Source organism: Mesorhizobium sp. WSM4848 (assembly GCF_055811375.1).
Genome location: NZ_JBVVPX010000001.1, coordinates 221913 through 245961, shown reverse-complemented (window position 1 = coordinate 245961; position 24049 = coordinate 221913). Strand labels below are relative to the sequence as shown.

General features: G+C 59.5%; 18 protein-coding genes. 14 read left to right on the top strand and 4 right to left on the bottom strand.

Features of this window, described 5'->3' with window-relative positions; genetic code table 11:
- Nucleotides 1–179 precede the first annotated feature (179 nt).
- From AC0L16_RS01120 to cysQ, 9 genes are all read left to right on the top strand, one after another.
- Nucleotides 180–836, top strand: coding sequence for a hypothetical protein (locus tag AC0L16_RS01120; protein ID WP_473618517.1), 657 nt, complete (start codon nt 180–182; stop codon nt 834–836).
- A gap of 393 nt (nt 837–1229) precedes the next feature.
- Nucleotides 1230–2039 carry a tyrosine-protein phosphatase gene (locus AC0L16_RS01115; RefSeq protein WP_473618516.1) on the top strand — a complete coding sequence of 270 codons (810 nt, stop codon included), beginning with the start codon at nt 1230–1232 and terminating at the stop codon, nt 2037–2039.
- A complete protein-coding gene (locus tag AC0L16_RS01110) occupies nt 2039–2824 on the top strand; it encodes a polysaccharide biosynthesis/export family protein (RefSeq protein WP_473618515.1) in 786 nt (261 codons plus the stop codon). The genes AC0L16_RS01115 and AC0L16_RS01110 overlap by 1 nt, the downstream gene beginning before the upstream one ends.
- Nucleotides 2825–2875: 51 nt before the next feature.
- Nucleotides 2876–5251: a GumC family protein gene (locus AC0L16_RS01105; protein ID WP_473618514.1), complete on the top strand. Its 2376-nt coding sequence runs from the start codon at nt 2876–2878 to the stop codon at nt 5249–5251.
- Nucleotides 5214–6398 (top strand): tetratricopeptide repeat protein, encoded by a 1185-nt coding sequence (locus AC0L16_RS01100; RefSeq protein WP_473618513.1) that lies wholly within the window; start codon nt 5214–5216, stop codon nt 6396–6398. The genes AC0L16_RS01105 and AC0L16_RS01100 overlap by 38 nt, the downstream gene beginning before the upstream one ends.
- Complete coding sequence (locus AC0L16_RS01095) at nt 6395–7708, top strand: O-antigen ligase family protein (RefSeq protein ID WP_473618512.1); 1314 nt, start codon at nt 6395–6397, stop codon at nt 7706–7708. Before AC0L16_RS01100 ends, AC0L16_RS01095 begins: the two co-directional genes overlap by 4 nt.
- Nucleotides 7709–7952: 244 nt before the next feature.
- Complete coding sequence (gene cysD, locus AC0L16_RS01090; protein ID WP_287176677.1) at nt 7953–8858, top strand: sulfate adenylyltransferase subunit CysD; 906 nt, start codon at nt 7953–7955, stop codon at nt 8856–8858.
- A gap of 2 nt (nt 8859–8860) precedes the next feature.
- Nucleotides 8861–10798, top strand: a complete 1938-nt coding sequence (gene cysN / locus AC0L16_RS01085) for a sulfate adenylyltransferase subunit CysN (RefSeq protein ID WP_473618511.1) — start codon at nt 8861–8863, stop codon at nt 10796–10798.
- A gap of 10 nt (nt 10799–10808) precedes the next feature.
- Nucleotides 10809–11594, top strand: a complete 786-nt coding sequence (gene cysQ / locus AC0L16_RS01080; RefSeq protein ID WP_473618768.1) for a 3'(2'),5'-bisphosphate nucleotidase CysQ — start codon at nt 10809–10811, stop codon at nt 11592–11594.
- A 171-nt stretch (nt 11595–11765) separates the two neighbouring features.
- Here the strand turns inward: cysQ and AC0L16_RS01075 are convergent, their stop codons facing one another.
- The 4 genes from AC0L16_RS01075 to AC0L16_RS01060 form a co-directional block, all read right to left on the bottom strand.
- Nucleotides 11766–12908 (bottom strand): DegT/DnrJ/EryC1/StrS family aminotransferase, encoded by a 1143-nt coding sequence (locus AC0L16_RS01075; protein ID WP_473618510.1) that lies wholly within the window; start codon nt 12906–12908, stop codon nt 11766–11768.
- Between the two features lie 254 nt (nt 12909–13162).
- Complete coding sequence (locus AC0L16_RS01070; RefSeq protein ID WP_473618509.1) at nt 13163–14086, bottom strand: carbohydrate kinase family protein; 924 nt, start codon at nt 14084–14086, stop codon at nt 13163–13165.
- Complete coding sequence (locus AC0L16_RS01065; protein WP_473618508.1) at nt 14083–14529, bottom strand: RbsD/FucU family protein; 447 nt, start codon at nt 14527–14529, stop codon at nt 14083–14085. The genes AC0L16_RS01070 and AC0L16_RS01065 overlap by 4 nt, the downstream gene beginning before the upstream one ends.
- 3 nt (nt 14530–14532) lie before the next feature.
- Complete coding sequence (locus tag AC0L16_RS01060; RefSeq protein ID WP_473618507.1) at nt 14533–15759, bottom strand: ROK family transcriptional regulator; 1227 nt, start codon at nt 15757–15759, stop codon at nt 14533–14535.
- A gap of 211 nt (nt 15760–15970) precedes the next feature.
- Here AC0L16_RS01060 and AC0L16_RS01055 point away from each other — a divergent pair, with 211 nt between their 5' ends.
- The 5 genes from AC0L16_RS01055 to glgB all read left to right on the top strand — a co-directional run bounded on the left by AC0L16_RS01055 (nt 15971) and on the right by glgB (nt 24027).
- Nucleotides 15971–16987 (top strand): substrate-binding domain-containing protein, encoded by a 1017-nt coding sequence (locus AC0L16_RS01055; protein ID WP_473618506.1) that lies wholly within the window; start codon nt 15971–15973, stop codon nt 16985–16987.
- A gap of 97 nt (nt 16988–17084) precedes the next feature.
- Nucleotides 17085–18203 (top strand): ABC transporter permease, encoded by a 1119-nt coding sequence (locus AC0L16_RS01050; protein ID WP_123147170.1) that lies wholly within the window; start codon nt 17085–17087, stop codon nt 18201–18203.
- The gene (locus AC0L16_RS01045) at nt 18200–18982 is read left to right on the top strand and encodes an ATP-binding cassette domain-containing protein (protein ID WP_123147171.1); all 783 of its coding nucleotides are present in this window, start codon (nt 18200–18202) and stop codon (nt 18980–18982) included. The genes AC0L16_RS01050 and AC0L16_RS01045 overlap by 4 nt, the downstream gene beginning before the upstream one ends.
- A 317-nt stretch (nt 18983–19299) precedes the next feature.
- Nucleotides 19300–21762, top strand: coding sequence for a glycogen/starch/alpha-glucan phosphorylase (locus AC0L16_RS01040; RefSeq protein ID WP_473618505.1), 2463 nt, complete (start codon nt 19300–19302; stop codon nt 21760–21762).
- A gap of 51 nt (nt 21763–21813) precedes the next feature.
- Nucleotides 21814–24027 (top strand): 1,4-alpha-glucan branching protein GlgB, encoded by a 2214-nt coding sequence (gene glgB, locus AC0L16_RS01035; protein WP_473618504.1) that lies wholly within the window; start codon nt 21814–21816, stop codon nt 24025–24027.
- Nucleotides 24028–24049: the final 22 nt, after the last annotated feature.

Here is a 24049-nt window from a genome sequence, read left to right as displayed (position 1 = left end):
TCATGAAACGAAAGGCAGGATGTGCGATAACCCCAAACAGAGTCGACCATAATCCCTGTACGAAGCACGGCGCGATGGCGGCCATCAAAGGCCATGAAATAGACCTGACTTTCCGACAATTTCCAGAGGGGGCCGGCAGCGAAAATGCTAAGTTCAAAGCTGCCAGGTGAGTGTGTCCAATGAAGCACAGCGGAAGCCAAAAAGTCATCTCGCAAGTGCGAAGCAGGTTGGAATCAAAGCAAAAAGCTGTTACGAGCTTGGTCAATACCTTGGTGTCTGGGCGGGGCCGAGGTGCGGCGGGACAAAAAGGATCGAAACGAATGAACCTTATAGTTAAAAGTGCGTTGGCCGGATTTGTCGCCTCGATCGGCTTCGGCCCGGTTTCGTCTTTCGCTCAGGAAACGCCATGCACTTGTACGACCCCTTACCAGGGAGCGGCGAATTCGATTGGTTCCATCGGGCGCGCCAATGGCGACGTCATGGTTTCGCAAGCCGCCGGCTATGGCCCGGCCAAAGCGGGAAGTGCTCTGGATTTTGGCAGCCGCATAGTGGTCGGAGCCAGGGGATCGGCTTCCGTCAATGTCGGTGGCTGCAACCTGGATGTGCCGGCAAATTCAAGCCTCGACATTTCCCGTGTCGAGAACAATATCTGCCTGAAGGTCGTGGGCTCCGAGCAGTCGGCTGCCGTTGGTGTGAGCCCTGAGCATACGGGGCAGATTGCCCCGGGCGGGGCCCGGTCCAACACCCCGCTCTTTATTTTTGGGGGCATGGGTCTTGGCGCTGGTGTCCTTGCTGCAACGCAGGATGACGGCGACGGCGGCGCTGTCAGCCGTTAAGCGCAGTTAAGATAATACCGGCAGAGGCATGTTACTGCCTCTGCCGGTATTGTATTGCCGGCGCCTCTGTGCCTTGGCCTTGGCGCGCTGGAGTCGGACTATTGATGGAATTCATTAATCATTCCACTCTATCACTTGAGTCGAAGCTGAATGCGCTTCGTCTTGGGCGATTCGTCTCGTCCGACTCGACCAGGTGGCGCTGTGACAGGTGGCGCGGCAACGCTGATCATTAGCTTGCAAGATGACGATAGCGCTGTCCGCGAATAGCTTGAATCTGGCATCTACCGCATTGCGTGGGCTTGGCAAATGCGTCATTCGCTATCGCGCGGGTGGTGCACTTGCCTGTTTTCTGGGAGAAGTCGCCACGTTGCTTCAATGCGGCCACAAACGCCAATGATCGACCTGCATTCCCACATCTTGCCCGGTCTTGACGATGGCTCGCCCAGTCTTGCTGAATCGTTGGCAATGGCGCGGCTGGCGGTGGCCGATGGAACGACGCATATGGCGTGTACGCCGCATATCGTGCCAGGCATGTACGAAAACGGATCGGCAAATATTGCCCGAGCGGTTCAAGCGTTGGAGCAGGCGCTACATAGTGCGGCAATACCGCTTGCGCTTTATGTGGGCGCCGACGTGCATATAACGCCGGATCTTCCGGAGCAATTGGCGCTGGGTAGTGTGCCGACCTTGAACAGGTCGCGTTATTTTCTATTCGAACCGCCGCATCACGTTCTGCCGCCAAGGCTGGAAGATCTGGCTCTGCGCCTCATTAACGACGGGTTCATTCCGATCCTTACCCATCCTGAGCGGCTGACCTGGATCAAGACGAATTACGACGTTGTCGAGAGGTTGAATGCAATCGGCTGCCTTGTTCAGCTTACGGCAGACTCGATTGTTGGTGCTTTCGGACGTACGGCGCTTTACTATTCGGAAAAGCTGATTGACGAAGGCAGGGTAGATATTATCGCATCGGACACCCATGGCGCCACCCGCCGGCGTCCTGGGCTTGCGCAGGCCGTCGCCGCGGCAGCGAAGCGATGTGGGGAAGACGAGGCCCGCAACATGGTGTTGAAACGTCCAGGCGAAATCTTAGCGAATCGGACTCTCGAGCCGGTCGGAAAGGCAGGCTCGAAAAAGCCAGGCCCCGGCAACGCCGGTCGCTTCGCAGGATTGGGTCGCTTGTTGAAGGGTGGGACAGCGTAATGGGCGTTTTTCATTTCGCAAAAAGCTATATGGGCACGATATGTGTCCTGCTCGCTTCGCTCTCTATGTCTGCCTGCACGAGCACGTCGTCGACATCGTCTTCGCCGGCTGCCGTCGATGCGCTGCAACTGACGGCATCGTCGGCGTCGCTCTCGGGCGGTGGCGCCCTGCAGGTCGTAAAGGAACTGCCTGCGCCGCAGAACACCCAGAACGGCAACGAGCAGCCTTTGTCGCCGAACGATGTGCTCGAGGTGAATGTGTTCCAGGTCGACAATCTGAACAGAACCGTCCAAGTCGACGCCGGCGGGCAAATTTCGCTTCCACTTATCGGGACCGTCACCGCGGCAGGGAAGACCGTCCGTCAGCTTGAGCAGGAAATCGAAACGGCTTACGGCGCCAACTATCTACAGTCGCCCGATGTGTCGGTCTATATCAAGGAATCGATCGGACAGCGCGTTACCGTCGACGGCGAAGTCACCAGGGCCGGTATTTTTCCGGTGTCGAGCAATTCGTCTCTTATCGACGCAGTGGCCCTTGCCGGAGGGTTCAATGCCGTAGGCGATGCAAAAAAAGTGTTTGTCTACCGCAATATCGGCCCAAACACATTGGTCGCAAATTACGATGTGGAACAGATTCGCGCCGGCAAGAACCGCAATCCACGCATTTATGGTGGCGACAAGATTGTCGTCTTCGCCTCGAAGTCGAAAATTGCGATGAACAATCTCAAGGACGCTCTCGGAGTTGCATCAAGCGCAGCGAGACTTGCCGTAGTCCCCGGATTGTAAATCACGGCCGGTTAAAATTAAGCCCAGAGACAAACCCAAGGTTGTCACGCAATGCTCGACCGTAACAGACAGCATCAAATCGCAGGTCCAGGACATGGCCAAGCCTTGTCTGCTGACCTGTATTATGACGGTGGGCAAAACTATAGCCCGTATGGTCGCGATTACGCGGAGCAGGACGAGGGCTTCAATCCGCTCAGGCTGTTTTTTTACGTTGTCCAGTATCGGTGGCTGATCGTCATGATGATAGCGGGCGGGCTTGTCGCCGGCGTCGTTGTTACCATGATGAAGACGCCAAAATACCGGGCAACAGCGCAATTGGAAGTGCTGGTTCCTTCGGCCAAGGTCTTCAAGGACATTGAGGTGGTCTCTGAAGCCAGCGACAACTATCTGGTCTTCGAAACCGCCCGGGAAAAGCTGAAAAGCCGGGCTTTGGCGCAGCGCGTGGTGTTCCAATTAGGGCTCAGCGAAAAGCCGGATTTCCTGTTTCCGACCCCGAACTTCTCGCTCAGCAATATTTTCTATCGCGCCTTCGGAATTTCCAAATCGCCTGCCATTGAAGAAACAACCCCGGAGGAACGTGAAGAAATTGCGATCGGTCGCGTTCAAGATGACCTCGAGGTCACCTTGGTCTCAAATACAAGCCTGCTGTCGATTACGTTTGCCGACCAGAAACCAAAATATGCAAGCGATATAGCCAATCAGGTCGCGCAAAGTTTTATTGACCAGCGACTCGATCAGGTCAGCGAAACCTCAGACCTGGCGCGGCAATTCATCCAGGAACAGGTTCTGCAGGTAAAGCAAAAGCTGCAGAAGTCCGAGGAGGAGCTCGTCGCTTACGCAAAGGATGCAGGCATCACGATAACCGGCGACGAGAAATCGCTGATAGGCTCGAATATCGAGACTCTGAACACCGCGCTCGCGACAGCAATCCAGGAACGTCTCGATGCCGGACGGATGGTGGACCAGATAGACAAAGGTCGCGCGGCGAGCCTCGGGCCCGTCCTGGACAGCGAAGGTCTGCAGAGGATCACTGAGAAGCTGTCGGATTTGACCAGCCAGTATCAGCAGAAGCTGGGTATATTGAAGCCTGGCTTCCCAGAGATGCAGCAGCTTCAGGCGCAGATCAAGGAGCTGCAACGACTTTATGACAACGGCGTTTTGACTATAACCGACTCGCTGCGGCAGAAATATCAGGAGGCTCAGAACAAGGAGGCCGACCTCAAATCAAAACTTGCCGAGATGGAGATGCAGCAGGTTATCTTCAACGATAAAAACATCAAATACACGATCTTGAAACGAGAAGTTGATTCAAACCGCTCTCAGTATGACAGCCTTATTGCCAAGCTGAACGAGGTTGGCGTGAGCTCCGAGCTCAAGACACAAAGTGCCGCGATCGTCGATTTCGCGCCGCCGCCCCAAGGCCCTTATTCTCCGCGCCTGACCATCAATGTTGCGATCGCTCTATTTATTTTCATGGGCCTGGGCGCAGCAATTATCTATATCATCGAGTTGTTGAACAACACCTTCACCAATCCTGAGCAGGTCGAAAAGGAACTGGGATTGGCGATGCTCGGCATCTTGCCGCTTGTCGATGATCGGGAACTCATAGCGAGCATCGCCGATCAGAAATCAGGACTGTCCGAAGCCTACCGTTCGCTTCGAACGTCATTGCAGTTCTCCGGCGCCGAAGGTGCGCCGCGATCGCTGCTGGTCACGAGTTCGGAACCCTCGGAAGGCAAGTCGACCACGTCGTTCAAGCTCGGGCAGGATTTTGCCGCGCTCGGTGCAAGGGTTCTCATTGTCGACGGCGATCTGCGAAAGCCCAATCTTCACCGGCTGTTTGGCCTCGACAACACGATCGGACTGAGCAATCTGCTGACAAACACTGTCCGCAAAGAGGATCTGGCAAGCATCTTCAGGGCGACGAAATATCCTAATGTGACCGTTCTGACCTCCGGAACAATCCCGCCGAACCCTGCTGATTTGCTCTCTTCGCCGAAGATGGCGCTGATCATCACCAATCTCGGCAAGCGCTTCGATCTTGTCATAATCGATGCCCCGCCGATCGTCGGCCTTTCAGATGCGCCCATTCTCAGCCGGCTTGCCGAGGGCACATTGATGGTCGTCTCCACCAATCAGGTGACACGCAAGTCGGCAAAGACGGCGTTGAAGCGCCTGCGAGCAGCCGGCGCGAATGTGGTCGGAGCCGCGATGTCGAAGTTTGCAGTGAACAAGTTCGACTACAACTACGCCTACAAATATATGAACCACCAGTATTACGACTACGGCACCCCGAAAATTGAGGGCAAAGTCGATGACGGAGCAGACCAGCCCGCTTATGCAAAATCTCCGGCGTTCAGGCGTTTGGTTCGTCGGATTCGCGCTAGCGTTGGCGGCTTCGTCGATCGGGCTAAGTCGGTTTCTTGAAACCGAAACGCCAACCGTTTCCCTCGCGCTGGATCCGTTGAACGTCAATGCCTTGACGGGCGAGATTACCGACGACCTGAACGATACAAGCAATGCCCCCGATCTCGATGCATTGCTTGCCCAGGCCGAAAGCGCGCTTCGCTTTGACCTTGCGGACGCACGTCTCTACAGCCTGATCGGCGAAATCAAGTACCGACAGGGCGCAAAAGACCAAGCCTACGAATTTTTCGATCAAGCTCGAAAATTATCCAAGACCGAGATCCACGCGCTCCAGAGATCGATAGGCCGCTCGATCGAAACTGGCGATCTGTCCGGGGCTGTCGGTGAGATCGACATTTTGCTGCGGCGATGGCCAGATCAATTTCCGGCGATCGCCGAGGGGCTGCCGACAATCCTCTCGAACCCCGATGGATACCACGCTGTGCTGACAGCCATTGGGGCCCCGGCGCCCTGGAGGGCCAATCTGCTGGTCGCGCTGGGCAAAACCCCCGACGGGCTCGATTTCGCGAATCGGCTGCTGCTCGATTTGACCGGGTCAAGTGCGCCACCAAACTCGAGCGAATTGTCCCATGTGATCTACGGCTATATTCGTCAGAAAGAATATGAACAAGCGTATCGGTTGTTCCTTTTCAGTCTGTCCGATCAAGAACGGAAATTGGGCGGATACATTTTCAACAGCACATTTGATCCTGTGTCTCGCGGCAAGCCTTTTGATTGGCAGGTCGGCGATCAGTCGGGCCTGGAAGTTGCGTTTGCAGCATCCAAAGATGCGGTAGAAGGTGAAGGGGGAGCGACGGTCCGCTTCCTGAATACGCCCGTCAAGAATACTCCTCTTCAGCAGTATATCCAACTCCCTCCAGGCTCCTACAAGATTTCTCTGGCCGCGTCTGCAGCAAACCTGAAGCTTCCGAAGGAGTTGTTCTGGTCAATCAGGTGCGTGGGGCCTGCTGGTGAAATAGCGCGGTTCAATATTCCGGAGGGTACATACAATCGCCAGGCGCTCAGTCTGGAGTTTTCGGTTGGACCGGCCGGGTGCCCCATGCAATTGTTGAAGCTGGAAACTGCCGCCATTGCCGAGAGCTGGCGCTTTCGATATGTCGGCACGCTGGTAATGCACAAATTGAGCATCGAGAGACTTTCATCTTGAGCGACCGGCCATCGGAATGGGATAAATATCTCCTCGGGTCGGTTCTGTTTATAGCGCTGCTGATCGGCGGTGGCACTGCAAGCGGCCTTTACACGGACACGCTGATTGAGGTTGCGGCAATTGTCTCGGCAGCGGCGGTCTTTTCCCAGGCCTCTGGCCAAAGAATCCCCCATTCTGTTCTGTGGCTGCTTATCTTCGCCGTGGCGCTGCTGGTTTTGCAAATTGTTCCGCTGCCTGCGGCGATATTCAGCGGATTGCGACCGGAATTGTTGCTCGCAGATTCCGGGCTGGTTGGAGAAACCCGATTTCGGTTCGTCAGTGTCGGCGTTGGACGGACGATCGAATGTCTGTTGTATCTGGTGGCGTTGGTGGCGTTTTTTTTGAGCGTATTGCGTTTGCGCGTCGAGCAGGTCCGTGCGCTCCTGCCGTTCTTTTTTATGGGCGTTATCTGCAACGGCTTGGCAGGCGCGATTCAATATTCGCTTTCGGACGACGTCGCCATAAAGGGATTATTGCCTTTCACGATCAACGCCGGGCTCTTTGCCAATGAGAATCATTTTGCGGCGTTACTTTTTGTGTCTATCCCCTTTGTCGCTTATTACGGTCTGTTCCGAGGACATCTTTTGTCCGGATCGCTCGGGCTGGCCACGCTTTTGCTGCTCCTTTTGGCCGTCGGTTCGCGTGCCGGTGTCCTGATCGGATTGGCCACTACCGTGCTATCCATAGTCTTTCTTTCAACGCGCTCCAGGGTGAGTGGGATCGGCATCGTTGCCGTTTTCATAGCACTTTCAGTGTTTTCGATAGGCGCATGGACGAAGATCGATGCCGACGCGATTGATCCAGATTTCGGGCGAGGAGAGATTGCTCGCACCACCATTGAGGGGATCAAAGAGAATTGGGCAACCGGCGTTGGGTTTGGAAATTTTCAAAAGGCCTACCAGATATATGAAAAGGAAGAGATGATATTCAAGCAATATGTCAATCATGCTCACAATGAGTATCTTGAAATAGCTTTCGAAGGCGGAGTTCTTGCTGTTCTGTTGATGGCGCTTTATTTCGTGATGCTTTTTATGGCGCTTGCCAGAGTTCGTCGCGATCCCCTTCAAAAGGCGGCGTTTCTCTCCGTGTTTTTTCTTCTCATCCACTCACTCGTCGATTATCCGTTGCGGACCGAGGCGCTTGCAATGACGTTTGCCTTCATGAACGCCATTATCTTCCACAAAGGATTTGCAGCCCGCCAGAAGAGTGAATTGATCGAGATCGACCACAACGGTGAAAAATTACTCGTTCCCATCGGAACGCCGTCCTAGCGCCTCCTGGCGACGGCTCTGCGATCTGGGCAGGAATTTCCGGTTTCTGGGCCCTGCGTGGAAAAATCATTCTCGAACCACTCCAGCGCAGGCCCGTCTTGCATTGTTATAGATAATGGCGATCTGATAGAACGCCTGCACGAAAGAACATCGCCCAGAAGTGAAGCTTTGACCGGGTCGCTGAAAAATTGCGCCTGATGCATCGATGCAAGATCCGGGCGGCACGAGAGAACGCTTAAAGTCCATGAACATCGCGCTTACGCATCTGCAGCGGCTTGAGGCCGAATCCATCCATATCTTTCGCGAGGTTGCGGCGACCTTCGCCAAGCCGGTTATGCTTTATTCGGTCGGCAAGGATTCTTCCGTGCTGATGCATCTTGCGATGAAGGCGTTTTATCCGGCCAAGCCGCCCTTTCCCTTTCTCCACGTCGACACGACCTGGAAATTCCGCGAGATGATCGCGTTTCGCGATCAGATGGCGCAAAAGCTCGGCTTCGACCTCCTGGTCCATGTCAACGGCGATGGTGTGCGCGACAACATCAATCCCTTCGACCATGGCTCCAACACCCATACGCATGTGATGAAGACCGTGGCGCTGCGGCAGGCGCTCGACAAATATGGCTTCGATGCAGCCTTCGGCGGGGCGCGGCGCGACGAGGAGAAATCGCGCGCCAAGGAGCGGATCTTCTCTTTCCGCAACGCCCAGCACGTCTGGGATCCGAAAAACCAGCGGCCGGAGATGTGGAAGATATTCAACACCCGCATCGCGACCGGTGAGTCTATCCGGGTCTTTCCGTTGTCGAACTGGACCGAACTCGATATCTGGCAGTATATTCTCCAGGAAGACATCCCGATCGTGCCGCTCTATTTCGCCAAGGAGCGACCGGTCGTCGAACGCGACGGCATGCTCATTCTGAAGGATGACGACCGTATGGAACTGCGTCCCGGCGAGACGGTGGAGAACCGGCTGGTGCGGTTCCGCACGCTCGGCTGCTATCCGCTGACCGGCGCGATCGAATCGGCCGCCGACACGCTGGAGGCCATTGTTGGTGAAATGCTCACGGCGCGCACCTCAGAACGGCAGGGCCGCCTGATCGACCGTGATGAAGCCGGCTCGATGGAAAAGAAGAAGCGCGAGGGGTATTTCTGAGCATGCGCCACATCACGGCCGAGAGCCTCGCCCCCACCGACGGCATTCGCGACTATCTGGCGGTGCAGGAACAAAAGTCGCTGCTGCGCTTCCTCACCTGCGGTTCCGTGGACGACGGCAAGTCGACGCTGATCGGGCGCCTGCTTTCGGATACCAAGCAGATTTTCGAGGACCAGCTTGCCGCGCTCGAGCGTGATTCGCGCAAGCACGGGACGACGGGCGACGATGTCGATTTCGCGCTGCTGGTCGATGGCCTCGAGGCCGAGCGCGAGCAGGGCATCACCATCGATGTCGCCTATCGCTTTTTCGCTACGCCCAAACGCAAATTCATCGTTGCCGATACGCCTGGCCACGAACAATACACGCGCAACATGGCGACGGGCGCGTCGACCGCCGATCTGGCCATCGTTCTGATCGACGCCCGGCAAGGCGTGCTGCGCCAGACAAGGCGCCACTCTATCATCGCCTCGCTGCTGGGCATCCGGCACATTGCGCTCGCCGTCAACAAGATCGATCTCGTCGGCTTCGACAAGGCGGTGTTCGAACGGATCGTCGAGGACTATCGGCAATTTTCGCACAAGCTTGGCTTCGAGACGATCGTGCCCATCCCGATGTCTGCCCGTTTCGGCGACAACGTCACCAGCCGCTCGGATAAGACGACGTGGTATTCCGGCCCGACGCTGATCGAACATCTGGAAGCCGTGTCGGTCGATGAAGCCGTTGTCGAACTGCCGTTCCGTTTTCCAGTGCAGTATGTGAATCGCCCCAATCTCGATTTTCGCGGTTTTGCCGGCACGATTGCGTCCGGCTCGGTCTCACCAGGCGACGAGGTCGTTGTCGCCAAATCCGGCAAGTCCGCTCATGTCAGGCGCATCGTCTCGCATGGCGGCGATCTGAGCCAGGCGGTGTCAGGCCAGGCCATCACCCTTGTTCTCGACGACGAGGTCGAGGTCTCGCGCGGAAACATGCTGGTGTCACCTGCGGCGCGCCCGCAGGTCGCCGACCAGTTCGCCGCCAACATCGTCTGGTTCGACGAGCACGCGCTGCTGCCGGGCCGCTCCTATATCCTGCGGACGGAGACCGATCAGACCAGCGCTACTGTCACCGACCTGAAATACCGCGTCAACGTCAACGATTTTGCCCATGAGGCGGCCAAGTCGCTCGAAATGAACGAAGTCGGCATTTGCAACATCTCGACGCGGGCGCCGATCGCCTTCGATACGTTCGCCGAGAACCGCACGACCGGCGCCTTTATCTTGATCGACCGCATTACCAACGCCACGGTCGGCGCCGGCATGATCCTGCATTCGCTGCGCCGCGCCGAAAACATCCACTGGCAATCGCTCGATGTCGGCAAGCACGGCCGCGCCGATCTGAAGAATCAGCGGCCCGCAGTGTTCTGGTTCACCGGGCTCTCTGGCTCGGGCAAGTCGACCATCGCCAATCTTTTCGAGAAGAAGCTGTTCGCCACCGGCCGCCACACCTACATCCTGGATGGCGATAATGTCCGCCACGGGCTCAATCGCGATCTTGGCTTCACCGACGCCGACCGCGTCGAGAACATTCGCCGCGTAGCCGAAGTGGCGCGCCTGATGGCCGATGCCGGGCTGATCGTCATTGTTTCCTTCATTTCGCCATTCAGCGCCGAGCGGCGCATGGCCAGGGAATTGATGGCCAACGGTGAATTCGTCGAGGTGTTTGTCGACACATCCTTTGAGGAATGCGCCAGACGCGATCCGAAGGGCCTCTATGCGCGGGCGTTGAATGGCGAAATCAAAAATTTCACCGGCGTCGATTCACCGTATGAAGCCCCGGAAAATCCCGAGATCCATCTCAAGACACTCGGCAAGTCTGCCGAGGAGATGGTAGAGGCCCTGGAACTCTGGCTGAACGAGCGCGACATTGCCGAAAACCAATATGATAGCGGCGGCGGCATCTGACGACGAAGCGATGCTCGGGGTGTTCGAGCGCCTTGCCCTAGCGGCGGGGCGAGAGGTGATGCGAGTTTTTGATGCCGGCTGCGCGGTCGGCCAGAAATCAGACAACTCGCCAGTGACCGAAGCCGATCGCGAGAGCGAAAAGATCATTCTCGCCGGGCTGCGCGCCGCCTTCCCCGATATCCCTTGCGTGGCTGAGGAAGAGGCATCGGCCGGCATCGTGCCGCCCGACCTCGACGACGCCTTCTTCCTGGTGGATCCACTCGACGGCACCAAGGAATTCGTCAACCGCAGGACCGACTTCACCGTCAACATCGCGCTCGTTCGCCACGGCGTGCCGGAGATCGGTGTGGTCTTTGCGCCATGCACCGGACGTTTCTTTTCCGGCCGGCCGGGCAGGGCGGAAGCAATCGATATCAATGGCGATTACCAGATCATCGGCCGTCGGCCGATTTCGGCCAGAACGGGCGTGGCGCCTCTGACCGTCGTCGCCAGCCGGTCCCACAATACGCCCGAGACCGAAGCCTATATCCGCACAGTGGGCGCTGCCGAAATCGTCTCGGTAGGCTCGTCGCTGAAATTCTGTCTTGTCGCCAGCGCCGAGGCCGACGTCTACCCGCGCTTCGGCCGCACCATGGAATGGGACACCGCAGCGGGTGACGCGGTGCTGCGCGCTGCCGGCGGGATGACGCGCACGCTCGATGGTGAGCCGCTGGCCTACGGCAAGCGCAACCAGAGCGATGACGAGGATTTTGCCAATCCGCATTTCATCGCCAGCGGGAAGAGCGCGGGCCGGTAATCTCCCCCCTTGAGGGGGAGATGTCGCCGAAGGCGACAGAGGGGGTCGCCTCAGCAGGTGCGACGCATATGGAAACGAAAGAGGGAAGTCGGCGCTTTACGCGTGGGAACCCCCTCTGGCCTGCCGGCCATCTCCCCCTTGCGGGGACCCTCAAGGGGGGAGATTACGCGGCTACGCGGCGGCGATTTGCGCCGAATTCGAGCCGATATAGTTACGGATCGTTTCGATGATCTGGTCCTGGTCGGCTTCGCTCAGATAGGGATGCATCGGCAGGCACAGGATACGCTTCGGCAGTTCCTCCGAGACGGCAAGGCCTGTCGGCGTGCGCGGATAGTCGCGGTAGGCGATCTGGCTGTGCAGCGGCTTCACGTAATAGATCACCGACGGGATGCCTTTTTCTCCGAGATGCGCCTTCAGCCCGTCGCGCTTCGGCGTCTCGATGGCATATTGCGCCCAGGCCGAACGGCCGCCGTCCAGGTTGCGCGCCGCCTTGACGATATCGCCGAGGCCTTCGGCATAGCGATTGGCGACCGCTTGCCGAGCAACCATCTCGTCTTCGAGAATGGCCAGCTTCTCGATCAGGATCGCCGCCTGCAGAGTGTCGAGCCGCGAATTGATGCCGACGCGGACATTGTCATATTGGGTTTCGCCTTTGCCGTGGAAGGCGAACGAGCGAAGTTGCTCAGCCAGTGCATCGTCATTGGTGAACATCGCGCCGCCGTCGCCGTAGCAGCCGAGCGGTTTTGCCGGGTAGAAGCTGGTCGAGCCGACCGCGCCGAACGAACCCAGCATCTTGCCGTCGCTCGAGCCGCCGATCGCCTGGGCGGCATCTTCGATCACCATCAGCCCTTCGCGGTTGGCGATGGCCATGATCGCCTCGTAGTCGGCGGCGAGCCCGAACAGGTCGACGGGAATGATCGCCCTTGGCTTCAGCCGGCCTTCCGCCTTGATCATGGCGACGGCGGCTTCGAGGCTGGCGATGTCGATATTGTAGGTCTGCGGATCGACATCGACGAAAACCGGCTCGGCCTTGGCCAGCGCCACCACTTCCGCCGTGGCGGCGAAGGTGAAGCTCGGCACGAACACCGCGTCACCTAGGCCGATGCCGGCCGCAAACAGCGGCAGCAGCAGTGCGTCGGTGCCGTTGGCGCAGGCGACAACATGCTTGGTGCCGACATAGACGGCGAGCTTGTTTTCGAATTCGGTGACCTCAGGTCCGAGGATATAGCGCCCCTCGTCGACGACGCGGTCGATGGCTGCTTTCAGCCTGTCGCGGATTCGTTCGCGCTGCGCGCCAAGATCGATGAACTGCATGTCGGCCTCAAAACGGGACTAGCCAGATAACCGGCCGCTGGTATCAGACTTGGCGCGGCCGAGAAAGCTGTACGGACCAATCGACGAATTGCTCAAACGTCGCAGCCTGTTACCTCTCAGTCCGACAGGTCCCCATCAGACGCCGGAAATCCGGGGCTTTGCTGCGCACGACATGGCGTTCGTGTCGCACGCGCCCGGCTGGGCGAAACATAAAGTGATCGATGTTTAGCGCATCTTCAGCGCATAGCCGTCCATCAGGCTATTTCATGCCGCCAGGGCGGGTTGGCGCCGGCCCGCGACACGGTTACCGCCGCAGCCTTGGCGCCAAGCGCCAGCGCCTTGTGGATGGCGTCTTCCGACAGATTGGCGATCGCCTCCTTCGACAACAGACCTTGCTCGTGCAGCGAGGCCAGGATGCCGGCGTTGAACGTGTCGCCGGCGCCGACCGTATCGACCACCTCGACCTTGTCCGGCACGACCGTGACCTTGTGATCCCTGGTGTAGCCGACGGCGCCTTCGCTGCCATGGGTTACGACGATCAGCGTCGGGCCGCGCTCCAGCCAGTTGCGGACGACGTCCTCGTGCGAGCCGGCTTCGCCGAACCAGTTGAGGTCCTCGTCCGACAGTTTCACGATATCGGCCATGGCCATCATCGAGCGGATGCGCCTGAGATGCTTGGCCTTGTCCGGTATGAAATTCGGCCGGATGTTGGGGTCGAGCATCATGACGCGGTGGCTGTGCTCGCGCCGCATGAATTCCTCGTAGGCTGATCCGGCCGGCTCCGAGATCAGGCTGATGGCGCCGAACAGCATGGCTTCGATCTCGCTGCCGAGTTTCGGCAGATCGTCGATGGTCAGCATCCGTCCGGCTGTGTTCTCGTCGTAGAACGTGTAGGTCGCCTGGCCGTTGTCCAGCCGCACGAAGGCGAGCGTGGTCGGCCTGGGCGATGTGTGCGCATAGGTGGAACTGACCTGGCTTGCCCTCAGCGCGTCCTTGAACTGGCTGCCGAACAGATCCGTCGACATGCCGGAAAAGAAACCGGCGGGCGCTCCCAGCCGGCCGAGCGCTATTGCCGTGTTGAAGACCGCGCCGCCGACATAGGGGGCAAAGGCCGGCTCGCCCTCAGTCGTGGTGCGTGGCAGCATGTCGATCAGGGCTTCGCCGCAACAGAGGATCATGATTTCCTGTTCTCCGGCGGATAGATCACACCCTTGCGGATGATGATGTTGGCGTAGAGCCGCGGCTCGCTTGTCGCGACGATCGCGTGCGCGGACCTGACCCGTTGATAGAAGTCGGCGCCGGCAAGCGCAACCACCTTGCGGCCCGGAGCACGCCTGGCGCAGATCGCCTCCATCTCGTGATGAACGGGATCGGCAAGCAGGGGATCACCTTTGACCGAGGCGCGAAACAGCGCCTCCGGCACGGCGTCATCGACAGGCAATACGCTGAGGATGGCGTCGAGCATCGGAACAAGATGATGACCGTCGGCGCGGATGAGCCGGTGTGCCTGTTCCTTCGCCGGGTAGTTTCCGTCGACAAGGGCGATCTCGTCGCCATGACCCATGGCATGCAGCGTCGCCAGCAGCTGTGGACCGAGCAGCACCGGGATTCCGATCAGCATCGCTCAGGCACTCCTGGAAATCGTGGTCGAGCCGATGAGGAAGCGCTCGGAAAGCGGCAGGCTGGCACCGCCCAGGGCACGTGCATGAATGCCGACAGTCCCCTCGCGCACGGCCGGAAGCTTCAGGCCTTCACCGTCGATCTTGCCGATAGCATCGATAACGGCATCGACGAGCCGGCGCCGCACGGCCTTCGGCATCCATCCGTCGATCACCGCCGCCTCGAAATCGATAACCGATGACGCCGCCACAATGGCATAGGCGAGCGCCTGCGAGGCGCAGGCGATCCAATCGTCGAGCTCGACGCCGATTTCGCCCCAATCCTCCGGTGACGTCCACAGATGTGAGGCTTCGACGCCGCGCGCGTTGAGTGCCTTTTCCAGCATGGCGATCGACGCCACGTCGATCAATTGGGCGGGCTTGCCGTCCGGTCCAGGCACCGGCATCGAACCCAGCGCGCCGGCATTGCCGGTCGGTCCGCCGAAAAGGTGACCGTTCAGCACGATGCCGCCGCCGGCGAAGGCACCGATATAGAAATAGACGAAGTCGCGTGGCGTGCCCGCTTTGCCGAACACCAGTTCGGCGCCGCAGGCAGAGGTGGCGTCATTTTGCAGGTAGACCGGGAATTCGCACTGTGTCTGGATGTCGGCGCGGATGTCTCGGTGGCGCCATTCGTCCATGACGTCGCGCGGCGCACCTGCCGTATCAGCCCAGCTCCACAATTCGAACGGCATGGCGATGCCAAGTCCGGCAATGCGCTTGTCCTGCGCCGGGGTGAGTTCGGCGCGCATCGTCTTCATGCCGGAGGTGACGAACTCGACCGTCTCGCGCGGTGCCGGATAGCGGTAGGAATGCTGCAGCATCGAGCGCACATTGCCGAGAAAATCGATCAGCACGAGTTCGGCGCTGCGACGGCCGATCTTCAGGCCGATGAAATAGGCGCCATCGGGATTGAGCGCCATCGGAATGGAAGGTTGGCCGATCTTGCCGCGCAACGGCGCCTGGCGGACAAGAAGGTTGTCCTCCTCGAGCTCGCGCATGATGACCGAAACCGTCTGGGCCGAAAGTCCGGTCATGCGCGCAATGTCGGACTTCGCCAGGCTGCCGTGCTGACGCACCAGCGACAGCACCAGCCGCTCATTGTGGTCCCGCATGCCGCTCTGGTTGGTGCCGCGGTGAATGCGGCTTTTGGCTGCCTCGGGCGAACCGTGCCTTGTGATGCCGGTCTCCACCCCTTCTCCTCCCGTCGTTTTCCTCAACGCTTTTGGCCAGAATGGGTGACCGGCGCCACGCTGTCAATAATAAATAAGAGTGATTTAATTATTGACAGAAACCTCAGTCTGGTATTCTCTTGGGGCAAGCGTCCACACTGGGAGAAGTCGCTGGATGCTCATGCGATGCCGGGTTGGCCGGCATCCAAACTGGATCCACTGGGAGGAAGTCATGGGAAAACTGAATATTCTAAAGGCGGCCGTTGCGGGCTTTGCCCTTTATGGTGCGACGGTTACGGCCTCATATGCGGCTGATACCGTCGGCCTGATTACCAAGACCGAAACTAATCCTTTCTTTGTGAAAATGCGTGAGGGCGCGCAGGCCAAGGCTAAGGAGCTTGGTGTTACCCTGATCGCTGCCGCAGGCAAGTTCGACGGCGACAACGACGGCCAGGTGGCGGCGATCGAGAACCTGATCTCGGCCGGCGCCAAGGGTTTTGCCATCGTGCCGAGCGACTCGAAGGCGATTGTGCCGACCATCAAGAAGGCGCGCGACGCAGGCCTCATGGTAATCGTGCTCGATACGCCGCTCGATCCGATGGACGCCGCAGATGCGACCTTTGCGACCGATAATCGCAAGGCCGGCATGTTGATCGGTCAGTGGGCGTCCAAAGCACTGGGCGACAAGGCAGCGGACGCCAAGATCGTATTTCTCGATCTCGCGACCAACCAGCCGACCGTCGACTTTCTGCGCGATCAGGGTTTCATGCAGGGCTTCGGCATCGACGTGAAGGACCCCAACAAATACGGCGACGAAGATGACAAGCGCATCTGCACTCACGAAATTAGCCAAGGCGACCAGGAGAAGGGCCGCACGGCAATGGAAAACGCGCTGCAGAAGTGCCCGGACGTGAACGTGGTGTACACGATCAACGAACCGGCAGCGGCTGGCGCCTGGGAAGCGCTGAAGGCGGTCGGCAAGGATGACGGCAGCGTGATGATCGTTTCGATCGATGGCGGTTGCCCGGGCGTCAAGAACGTTCAGGCGGGTGTAATCGGCGCAACCAGCCAGCAGTATCCGCTGAAGATGGCGTCGATGGCGCTCGAGGCGATCGTCTCGGGCAAGATTCCGGACATCGATCCGAAGATGGGCTTTCTCGACACCGGTGCGGAACTCATCACAGCCAAGCCGGTTGAGGGCGTGCCGTCGATCTCGGTCGAGGAAGGCCTGAAGCTCTGCTGGGGCTGAGTGCCTTCCAACATCGTTCCACGAAGACTATTGTCCAGAAACTCGGAGGGGGCGCTCGTGGCGCCCCTGACGATGAGGCGTCGGAGAGGATTGCCTGATGAGTGATGATACCGCGGGTTCGGCCACAGCCGAACGCGGGCTGAAAGGCGCCACAGAAGCCTTGGCCAGTTTTGATGAGTCGGATGCCGGCGCGATCCGCCGTGTCCAGGCTTTTCTTCATCAGTTTCCCACATCCATTCCCTTTATCGTTCTGCTGTTGGGTGTGGCCATCTTCTCGGTTGCTGCGCCGGACAAGTTCTTTGCTCCATTCAACTTTTCGTTGGTGCTGCAGCAGGTTACGATCATCGCCGTGCTCGGCGTGGCCCAGACGCTGATAATCCTTACGGCCGGCATTGACTTGTCCGTCGGCGCCATCATGATCCTGTGCTCGGTGGTGATGGGACGAACCGCGGTAGTCTATGGCGTTCCGGTATTGATCGCCTTTCCGCTCGGGTTGCTCTGCGGCCTGGCATGCGGCATCGTCAACGGCCTGATCGTGACCATGCTGCGCTTGCCGCCCTTTATCGTCACGCTTGGCACCTGGAGCATTTTTGGCGCGCTGAATGTCTGGTATTCCCGTAGCGAAACCATTCGCCAGCAGGACATGGAGGCGGCGGCGCCATTCCTGCAATGGACGGGTACGATCTTCAAACCTTATGATTTCTTCTCAAAAACGCTCGGGCTCGACTGGATCTTTTTGAAAGGCTGGGTGCTAACCTACGGTTCGCTGGTCATGCTGATCTTAGCGTTCATCATTTGGTACGTGCTGAACAGAACGGCGTTCGGGCGGCATATCTACGCCACTGGTGATGATCCGGATGCAGCCCGGCTGGCCGGTATCAACACCAAACGGACCCTGATCGCCGTGTACGGGCTCGCCGGTTTCATCTGCGCGATCGCCGCCTGGGTGCTGATAGGGCGCATCGGCGGCGTAAGCCCCCAGGCAGGCCAGACCGCAAACCTCGATTCCATTACCGCTGTCGTGATCGGCGGCACCTCCCTGTTCGGCGGCCGCGGCTCAATCGTCGGAACGCTGATCGGCGCCTTGATCGTTGGTATCTTCCGCAACGGCCTTGCGCTTTCCGGCCTCGAGTTGCTGTGGCAGGACTTCGCCGTGGGCGTGCTGATCATCGTTGCTGTCACCATCGACCAATGGATTAGGAGAATTTCGGCATGAGCGACACTCCGGTTCTCCAAGCCAAGGGTCTCAACAAGCGCTACGGCAGGGTTGTTGCCCTCGACAATGCCGATTTCGACCTCTTGCCAGGCGAAATCCTCGCTGTCATCGGCGACAACGGCGCCGGCAAGTCGACGCTGGTCAAGGCGCTGTGCGGGGCGGTCATTCCGGACTCAGGCACGATTGAGCTCAATGGCCAGCCGGTGCATTTCCGCTCACCGATCGAGGCGCGTGTGGCCGGCATTGAGACCGTCTACCAGAACCTTGCGCTGTCGCCGGCGTTGTCGATCGCCGACAACATGTTTCTCGGCCGCGAGATCCGCAAACCTGGCTTTGTCGGGCGGTGGCTGCGAAGGCTCGACCGCTCGGCGATGCAAAGGATCGCCCGTGAAAAGCTTTCCGAACTGGGGCTGATGACCATCCAGAACATCAACCAGGCGGTCGAAACGCTCTCCGGCGGTCAGCGCCAGGGCGTTGCTGTGGCGCGCGCCGCCGCATTCGGCAGTCGCGTGGTCATCATGGACGAGCCGACCGCCGCCCTCGGCGTCAAGGAGAGCCGCCGCGTGCTCGAGCTGATGCTCGACGTCAAGAAGCGCGGCCTGCCGATCGTGCTTATCTCGCATAACATGCCGCATGTCTTCGAGGTGGCCGACCGCATCCACATCCATAGGCTGGGCCGTCGCCTCGCCGTCATCGATCCCAAGCAATATACGATGTCCGACGCCGTCGCCTTCATGACCGGAGCGACGCGTCCGCCGGAGGCGGCACTGGCGGCCTGATGCATATCGCCCAAAAGTGGTCAGCGGTTTTGGGATGACGACATGCATCAAAGAGAAATACATGTCGCCCAAAAGCATGCCCTCGGGCGTGAACCGAGGGTGCGCAGCGGTTTTGAGACAACGACATGCACATAAGTAAGAACCTCAGGTGCGTCGCAGAGGCCGCCCAAACGCGATGCGCTTTTAATTGCTAATTGCCGTTGGGTAAGCTTTCCCGCGGCAATCTAACTCGATTGAACGCTTAACAATATGAGCTAGCATGGGCTGGGAGGAATGGTGAAAGCCGGTATGATCTTGGCAACCGCACAAGAGGCAGCATGACGCACGCGACAACGACCGAAGCACCCATTCTCGAAAACTCCGATCCCAAGGCGCTTGCCGATGAAGTCTTGAAGGCCCTCAAATACAGGCTCGGCAAGGGCACCAGCGTCGCGACGCAATATGACTGGCTCACCGCCTCGATCAAGGTCGTGCGCGACCATATCGTCGATCATTGGATGCAGGCGACGCAAGAGGCCTACGCCCATCAGGAAAAGCGCGTCTATTATTTATCACTGGAATTCCTCATCGGCCGCCTGATGCGCGACGCCTTCTCCAATCTCGGCCTGATGGACAATATGCGCGAAGCGCTGCGGTCTCTCGGCGTCGACCTTGACCTCATCGCCGCCCTCGAACCAGATGCAGCGCTTGGCAATGGCGGTCTCGGGCGGCTCGCCGCCTGCTTCATGGAAAGCATGGCAACCGTCGACATCCCCGCGCATGGCTATGGCATTCGCTACGCCAACGGCATGTTTCGTCAGGAGATCCATGACGGCTGGCAGGTTGAGCTGCCCGAAACCTGGCTCGATCACGGCAACCCCTGGGAGTTCGAGCGGCGCGAACGCGCCTTCGAGGTCGGCTTCGGCGGCTCGGTGGATTCGATCACCTCAAAGGACGGCGGGCTTGAGCGCCACGTCTGGAAGCCGATCGAACATGTTTTGGCGGTTGCCTACGATACGCCGGTGGTTGGCTGGCGGGCCAACCGTGTCAACACACTGCGGCTCTGGTCCGGCATGCCGATCGATCCGATACTGCTCGACAAGTTCAACGCCGGCGATCACATCGGTGCGCTCGCCGAAAGCAACAAGGCCGATGCCTTGTCGCGCGTCCTTTACCCTGCTGATTCCCACAAGGCCGGTCAGGAACTGCGGCTCAGGCAAGAGTATTTCTTTTCCACCGCATCGTTGCAGGACATCATTCAGCGTCATCTCAGCCAGTATGGCGACCTGCTGTCGCTGCCCGACAAGGCGGCGATCCATCTGAACGATACCCATCCGGCCATTGCTGTGGCCGAGCTGCTGCGCCTGTTGATGGATGTCCACGGCATGGATTTCGACCAGGCCTGGAGCATCACCAAGCGCACCTTCGCCTACACCAACCACACGCTGCTTCCCGAAGCGCTCGAAAGCTGGCCGGTGCCGCTGTTCGAGCGGCTGTTGCCGCGCCATATGCAGATCGTCTACGCCATCAACGCCGAAGTGCTGCTGGAGGCGCGCGCCTCCGACCAGTTTTCTGACGAGCAGATCAGCCAGATCTCGCTGATCCAGGAAAACGGCGAACGCCGGGTGCGCATGGGCAATCTGGCGTTTGTCGGCTCGCACTCGATCAACGGCGTCTCTGCCCTGCACACCGAGTTGATGAAGGAAACGGTGTTTGCCGAGCTCCACAGGCTCTACCCCGACCGCATCAACAACAAGACCAACGGCATCACGCCGCGGCGCTGGCTGATCCAGTGCAATCCCGGTCTCACCGCTCTCACCCGCGAGGCGATCGGCGACCGCTTCCTCGACGATATCGACGCGATCAAGGAGCTCGATGGCTTTGCCGACGATGCCGCCTTCCGCGACAAGTTTGCCGCAGTCAAGCGGGCGAACAAGGCCAGGCTTGCCAATCTCGTCGCCGACCGCCTCGGCATCAGGATCGATCCCTCGGCGCTGTTCGACATCCAGATCAAGCGCATCCATGAATACAAGCGCCAGCTCCTCAACATCCTCGAAACAGTCGCGCTCTACGACCAGATCCGCTCCCATCCCGAGCGCAACTGGACGCCACGCGTCAAATTCTTCGGCGGCAAGGCGGCGCCCAGCTATCACAACGCCAAGCTGATCATCAAACTCGCCAACGACGTCGCCAAAGTCATCAACCGCGACCCGGCCGTTCGTGGCTTGCTCAAAGTGGTGTTCGTGCCGAACTACAATGTCAGCCTGGCCGAGATCATGATGCCGGCCGCCGATCTTTCGGAGCAGATATCAACCGCCGGGATGGAAGCCTCCGGCACCGGCAACATGAAGTTCGCGCTGAACGGTGCGCTGACCATCGGCACGCTCGACGGCGCCAATGTCGAGATCAAGGAATGCGTCGGCGACGACAACATCTTCATTTTCGGCCTGACCACCGAAGAGGTCGCCGAGCGGCGCAGCAACGGCTACGATCCGCGATCGGTGATCGAAGCCTCTCCCGAACTGGCGCAGGCCGTGGCTGCCGTTTCGTCCGGCGTCTTTTCGCCTGACGATCCGGAACGCTATCGCGACCTGATGAACGGCCTCTATCAGAGCGACTGGTTCATGGTCGCCGCCGATTTCGACGCCTACGCCGCCACCCAGCGCGATGTCGACGCCGTCTGGCGCGACAGCCCGGACTGGTACGCCAAGGCAATCCGCAATGTCGCCCGCGTCGGCTGGTTCTCGTCCGACCGCACGATCCGCCAATATGCGAAAGAAATCTGGAACGTGCCCGTCTGATATGATTGCATGAGGCCACGAACAACGTGGTCCGGGGAGGGTCACTGCCTGATGAGGAAGCCGCGCGCGACCGCTGCGACAAGCGGGCCGGATGGACTGGCGTCAGCCGGTGATGTCGCGGCGATTGTCGCCGGCACGCATGGTGATCCTTTCGCTGTGCTGGGTGTGCACGAGGTCGACAAGGGCTTTGTCGCCCGCTGCTTCGTCCCCCATGCCGAGTTCGTCACTGCCTATACGCTGACCGGCAAGAAAGCCGATGAACTCTCCAGGCGCGACGAAGCCGGCTTCTTCGAGGGCAGCCTGTCGCTCAGAAAGCGTCAGCCGCTGCGCTATCACGCGCGCAATGCCGGCGGTGACTGGTGGCTGACCGATCCCTATTCGTTCGGTCCGGTGCTCGGTCCGCTTGACGACTATTACATCGCCGAAGGTTCGCACCTCAGGCTGTTCGACAAGCTCGGTGCGCATCTCATCGATCACGAGGGTGCATCCGGCGTGCATTTCGCCGTCTGGGCGCCCAATGCAAGGCGCGTCTCGGTGGTCGGCGACTTCAACGAATGGGATGGCCGCAGGCATACGATGCGCGTCCGCCGCGACACCGGCATCTGGGAGTTGTTCATCCCCGACATCGGCGCCGGACGGCCATACAAATACGAGATCATCGGGCCCGATGGCGTGAGACTGCCGCTGAAGGCCGATCCGTTCGCTTTCAAGTCCGAACTGCGCCCGGCCACCGCTTCGGTGACGGCGCTTCCGCCGGCGCATCAATGGGGTGACGAGGCGCACCGCAACTACTGGCGCAACGCCGACCCGAGGCGCGAGGCGGTGTCGATCTATGAGGTCCATGCCGGCTCCTGGCAGCTTCACGACGACGGCAGCTTCCTGTCATGGGACGAGCTAGCCGACCGGCTGATCCCGTACGTCGTCGACACGGGTTTCACCCATATCGAATTCATGCCGATCTCCGAACATCCCTATGATCCGTCCTGGGGCTACCAGACGACGGGCCTCTACGCGCCGTCGGCCCGCTTCGGCGATCCGGACGGTTTTGCCCGGTTCGTCGACGGCGCCCACCGCGCCGGCATCGGTGTCATCCTGGACTGGGTGCCGGCGCATTTCCCGGTGGATGCGCATGGCCTGGCCAATTTCGACGGCACCGCGCTCTATGAGCATGCCGACCCCCGCAAGGGCTTCCATCCCGACTGGAACACCGCGATCTACAATTTCGGCCGGCGCGAGGTGGTCTCGTTCCTGGTCAACAACGCGCTGTTTTGGGCCGAGAAATACCATGTCGACGGTTTGCGCGTCGATGCCGTCGCCTCGATGCTCTACCTCGACTATTCGCGCAAGGCCGGCGAATGGATTCCCAACGAAAAAGGCGGGCGCGAAAACCTCGAGGCCGTCAGCTTCCTCCAGAGGATGAACAAGGAAGTCTACGGCCAACATCCTGGCGTGATGACGATCGCCGAGGAATCGACCTCATGGCCAAAAGTTTCGCAGCCTGTGCATGAGGGCGGGCTGGGTTTCGGCTTCAAGTGGAACATGGGCTTCATGCACGACACGCTGGAGTACTTCTCCAAGGAGCCGATTTTTCGCAAGCATCACCACGGCGACATCACCTTCGGCCTGGTCTACGCCTTCTCCGAGAATTTCGTGCTGCCGCTCTCCCATGACGAGGTCGTGCACGGCAAGGGGACGCTGCTTGGCAAGATGGCCGGCGACGACTGGCAGAAATTCGCGACGCTGCGCGCCTACTACGCCTTCATGTGGGGCTACCCCGGCAAGAAGCTGTTGTTCATGGGCCAGGAATTCGCCCAGCGCCGCGAGTGGAGCGAGGCGCGCGCACTCGACTGGAACCTGCTCGATTTCGGGCCCCACCACGGCGTCTGGCAGACGGTGCGCGATCTCAACTATCTCTACCGCTCGCGCCCGGCCCTGCATGCGCGCGATTGCGAGCCGGAGGGCTTTTCCTGGCTGATCGTCGACGACAGCGCCAACTCTGTCTTTGCCTGGCTGCGCAGCGCGCCGGGCGGAAACCCGGTCGCCGTCATCTCCAATTTTACACCGGTGCCGCGTGACGATTATCGCGTGCCGTTGCCAATGGCTGGAAGCTGGCGCGAGATCATCAACACCGACGCCACCGACTATGGCGGTTCCGGCAAGGGCAATGGCGGTGCCGTCGAGGCTCGGGCGGAAGCAGGAGGCATCTCGGCGACGATGCTGTTGCCGCCGCTGTCGACGATCATGCTCGAATTTGCTCCGGACTAGGCGATGTCACGCAGCGCGTAAC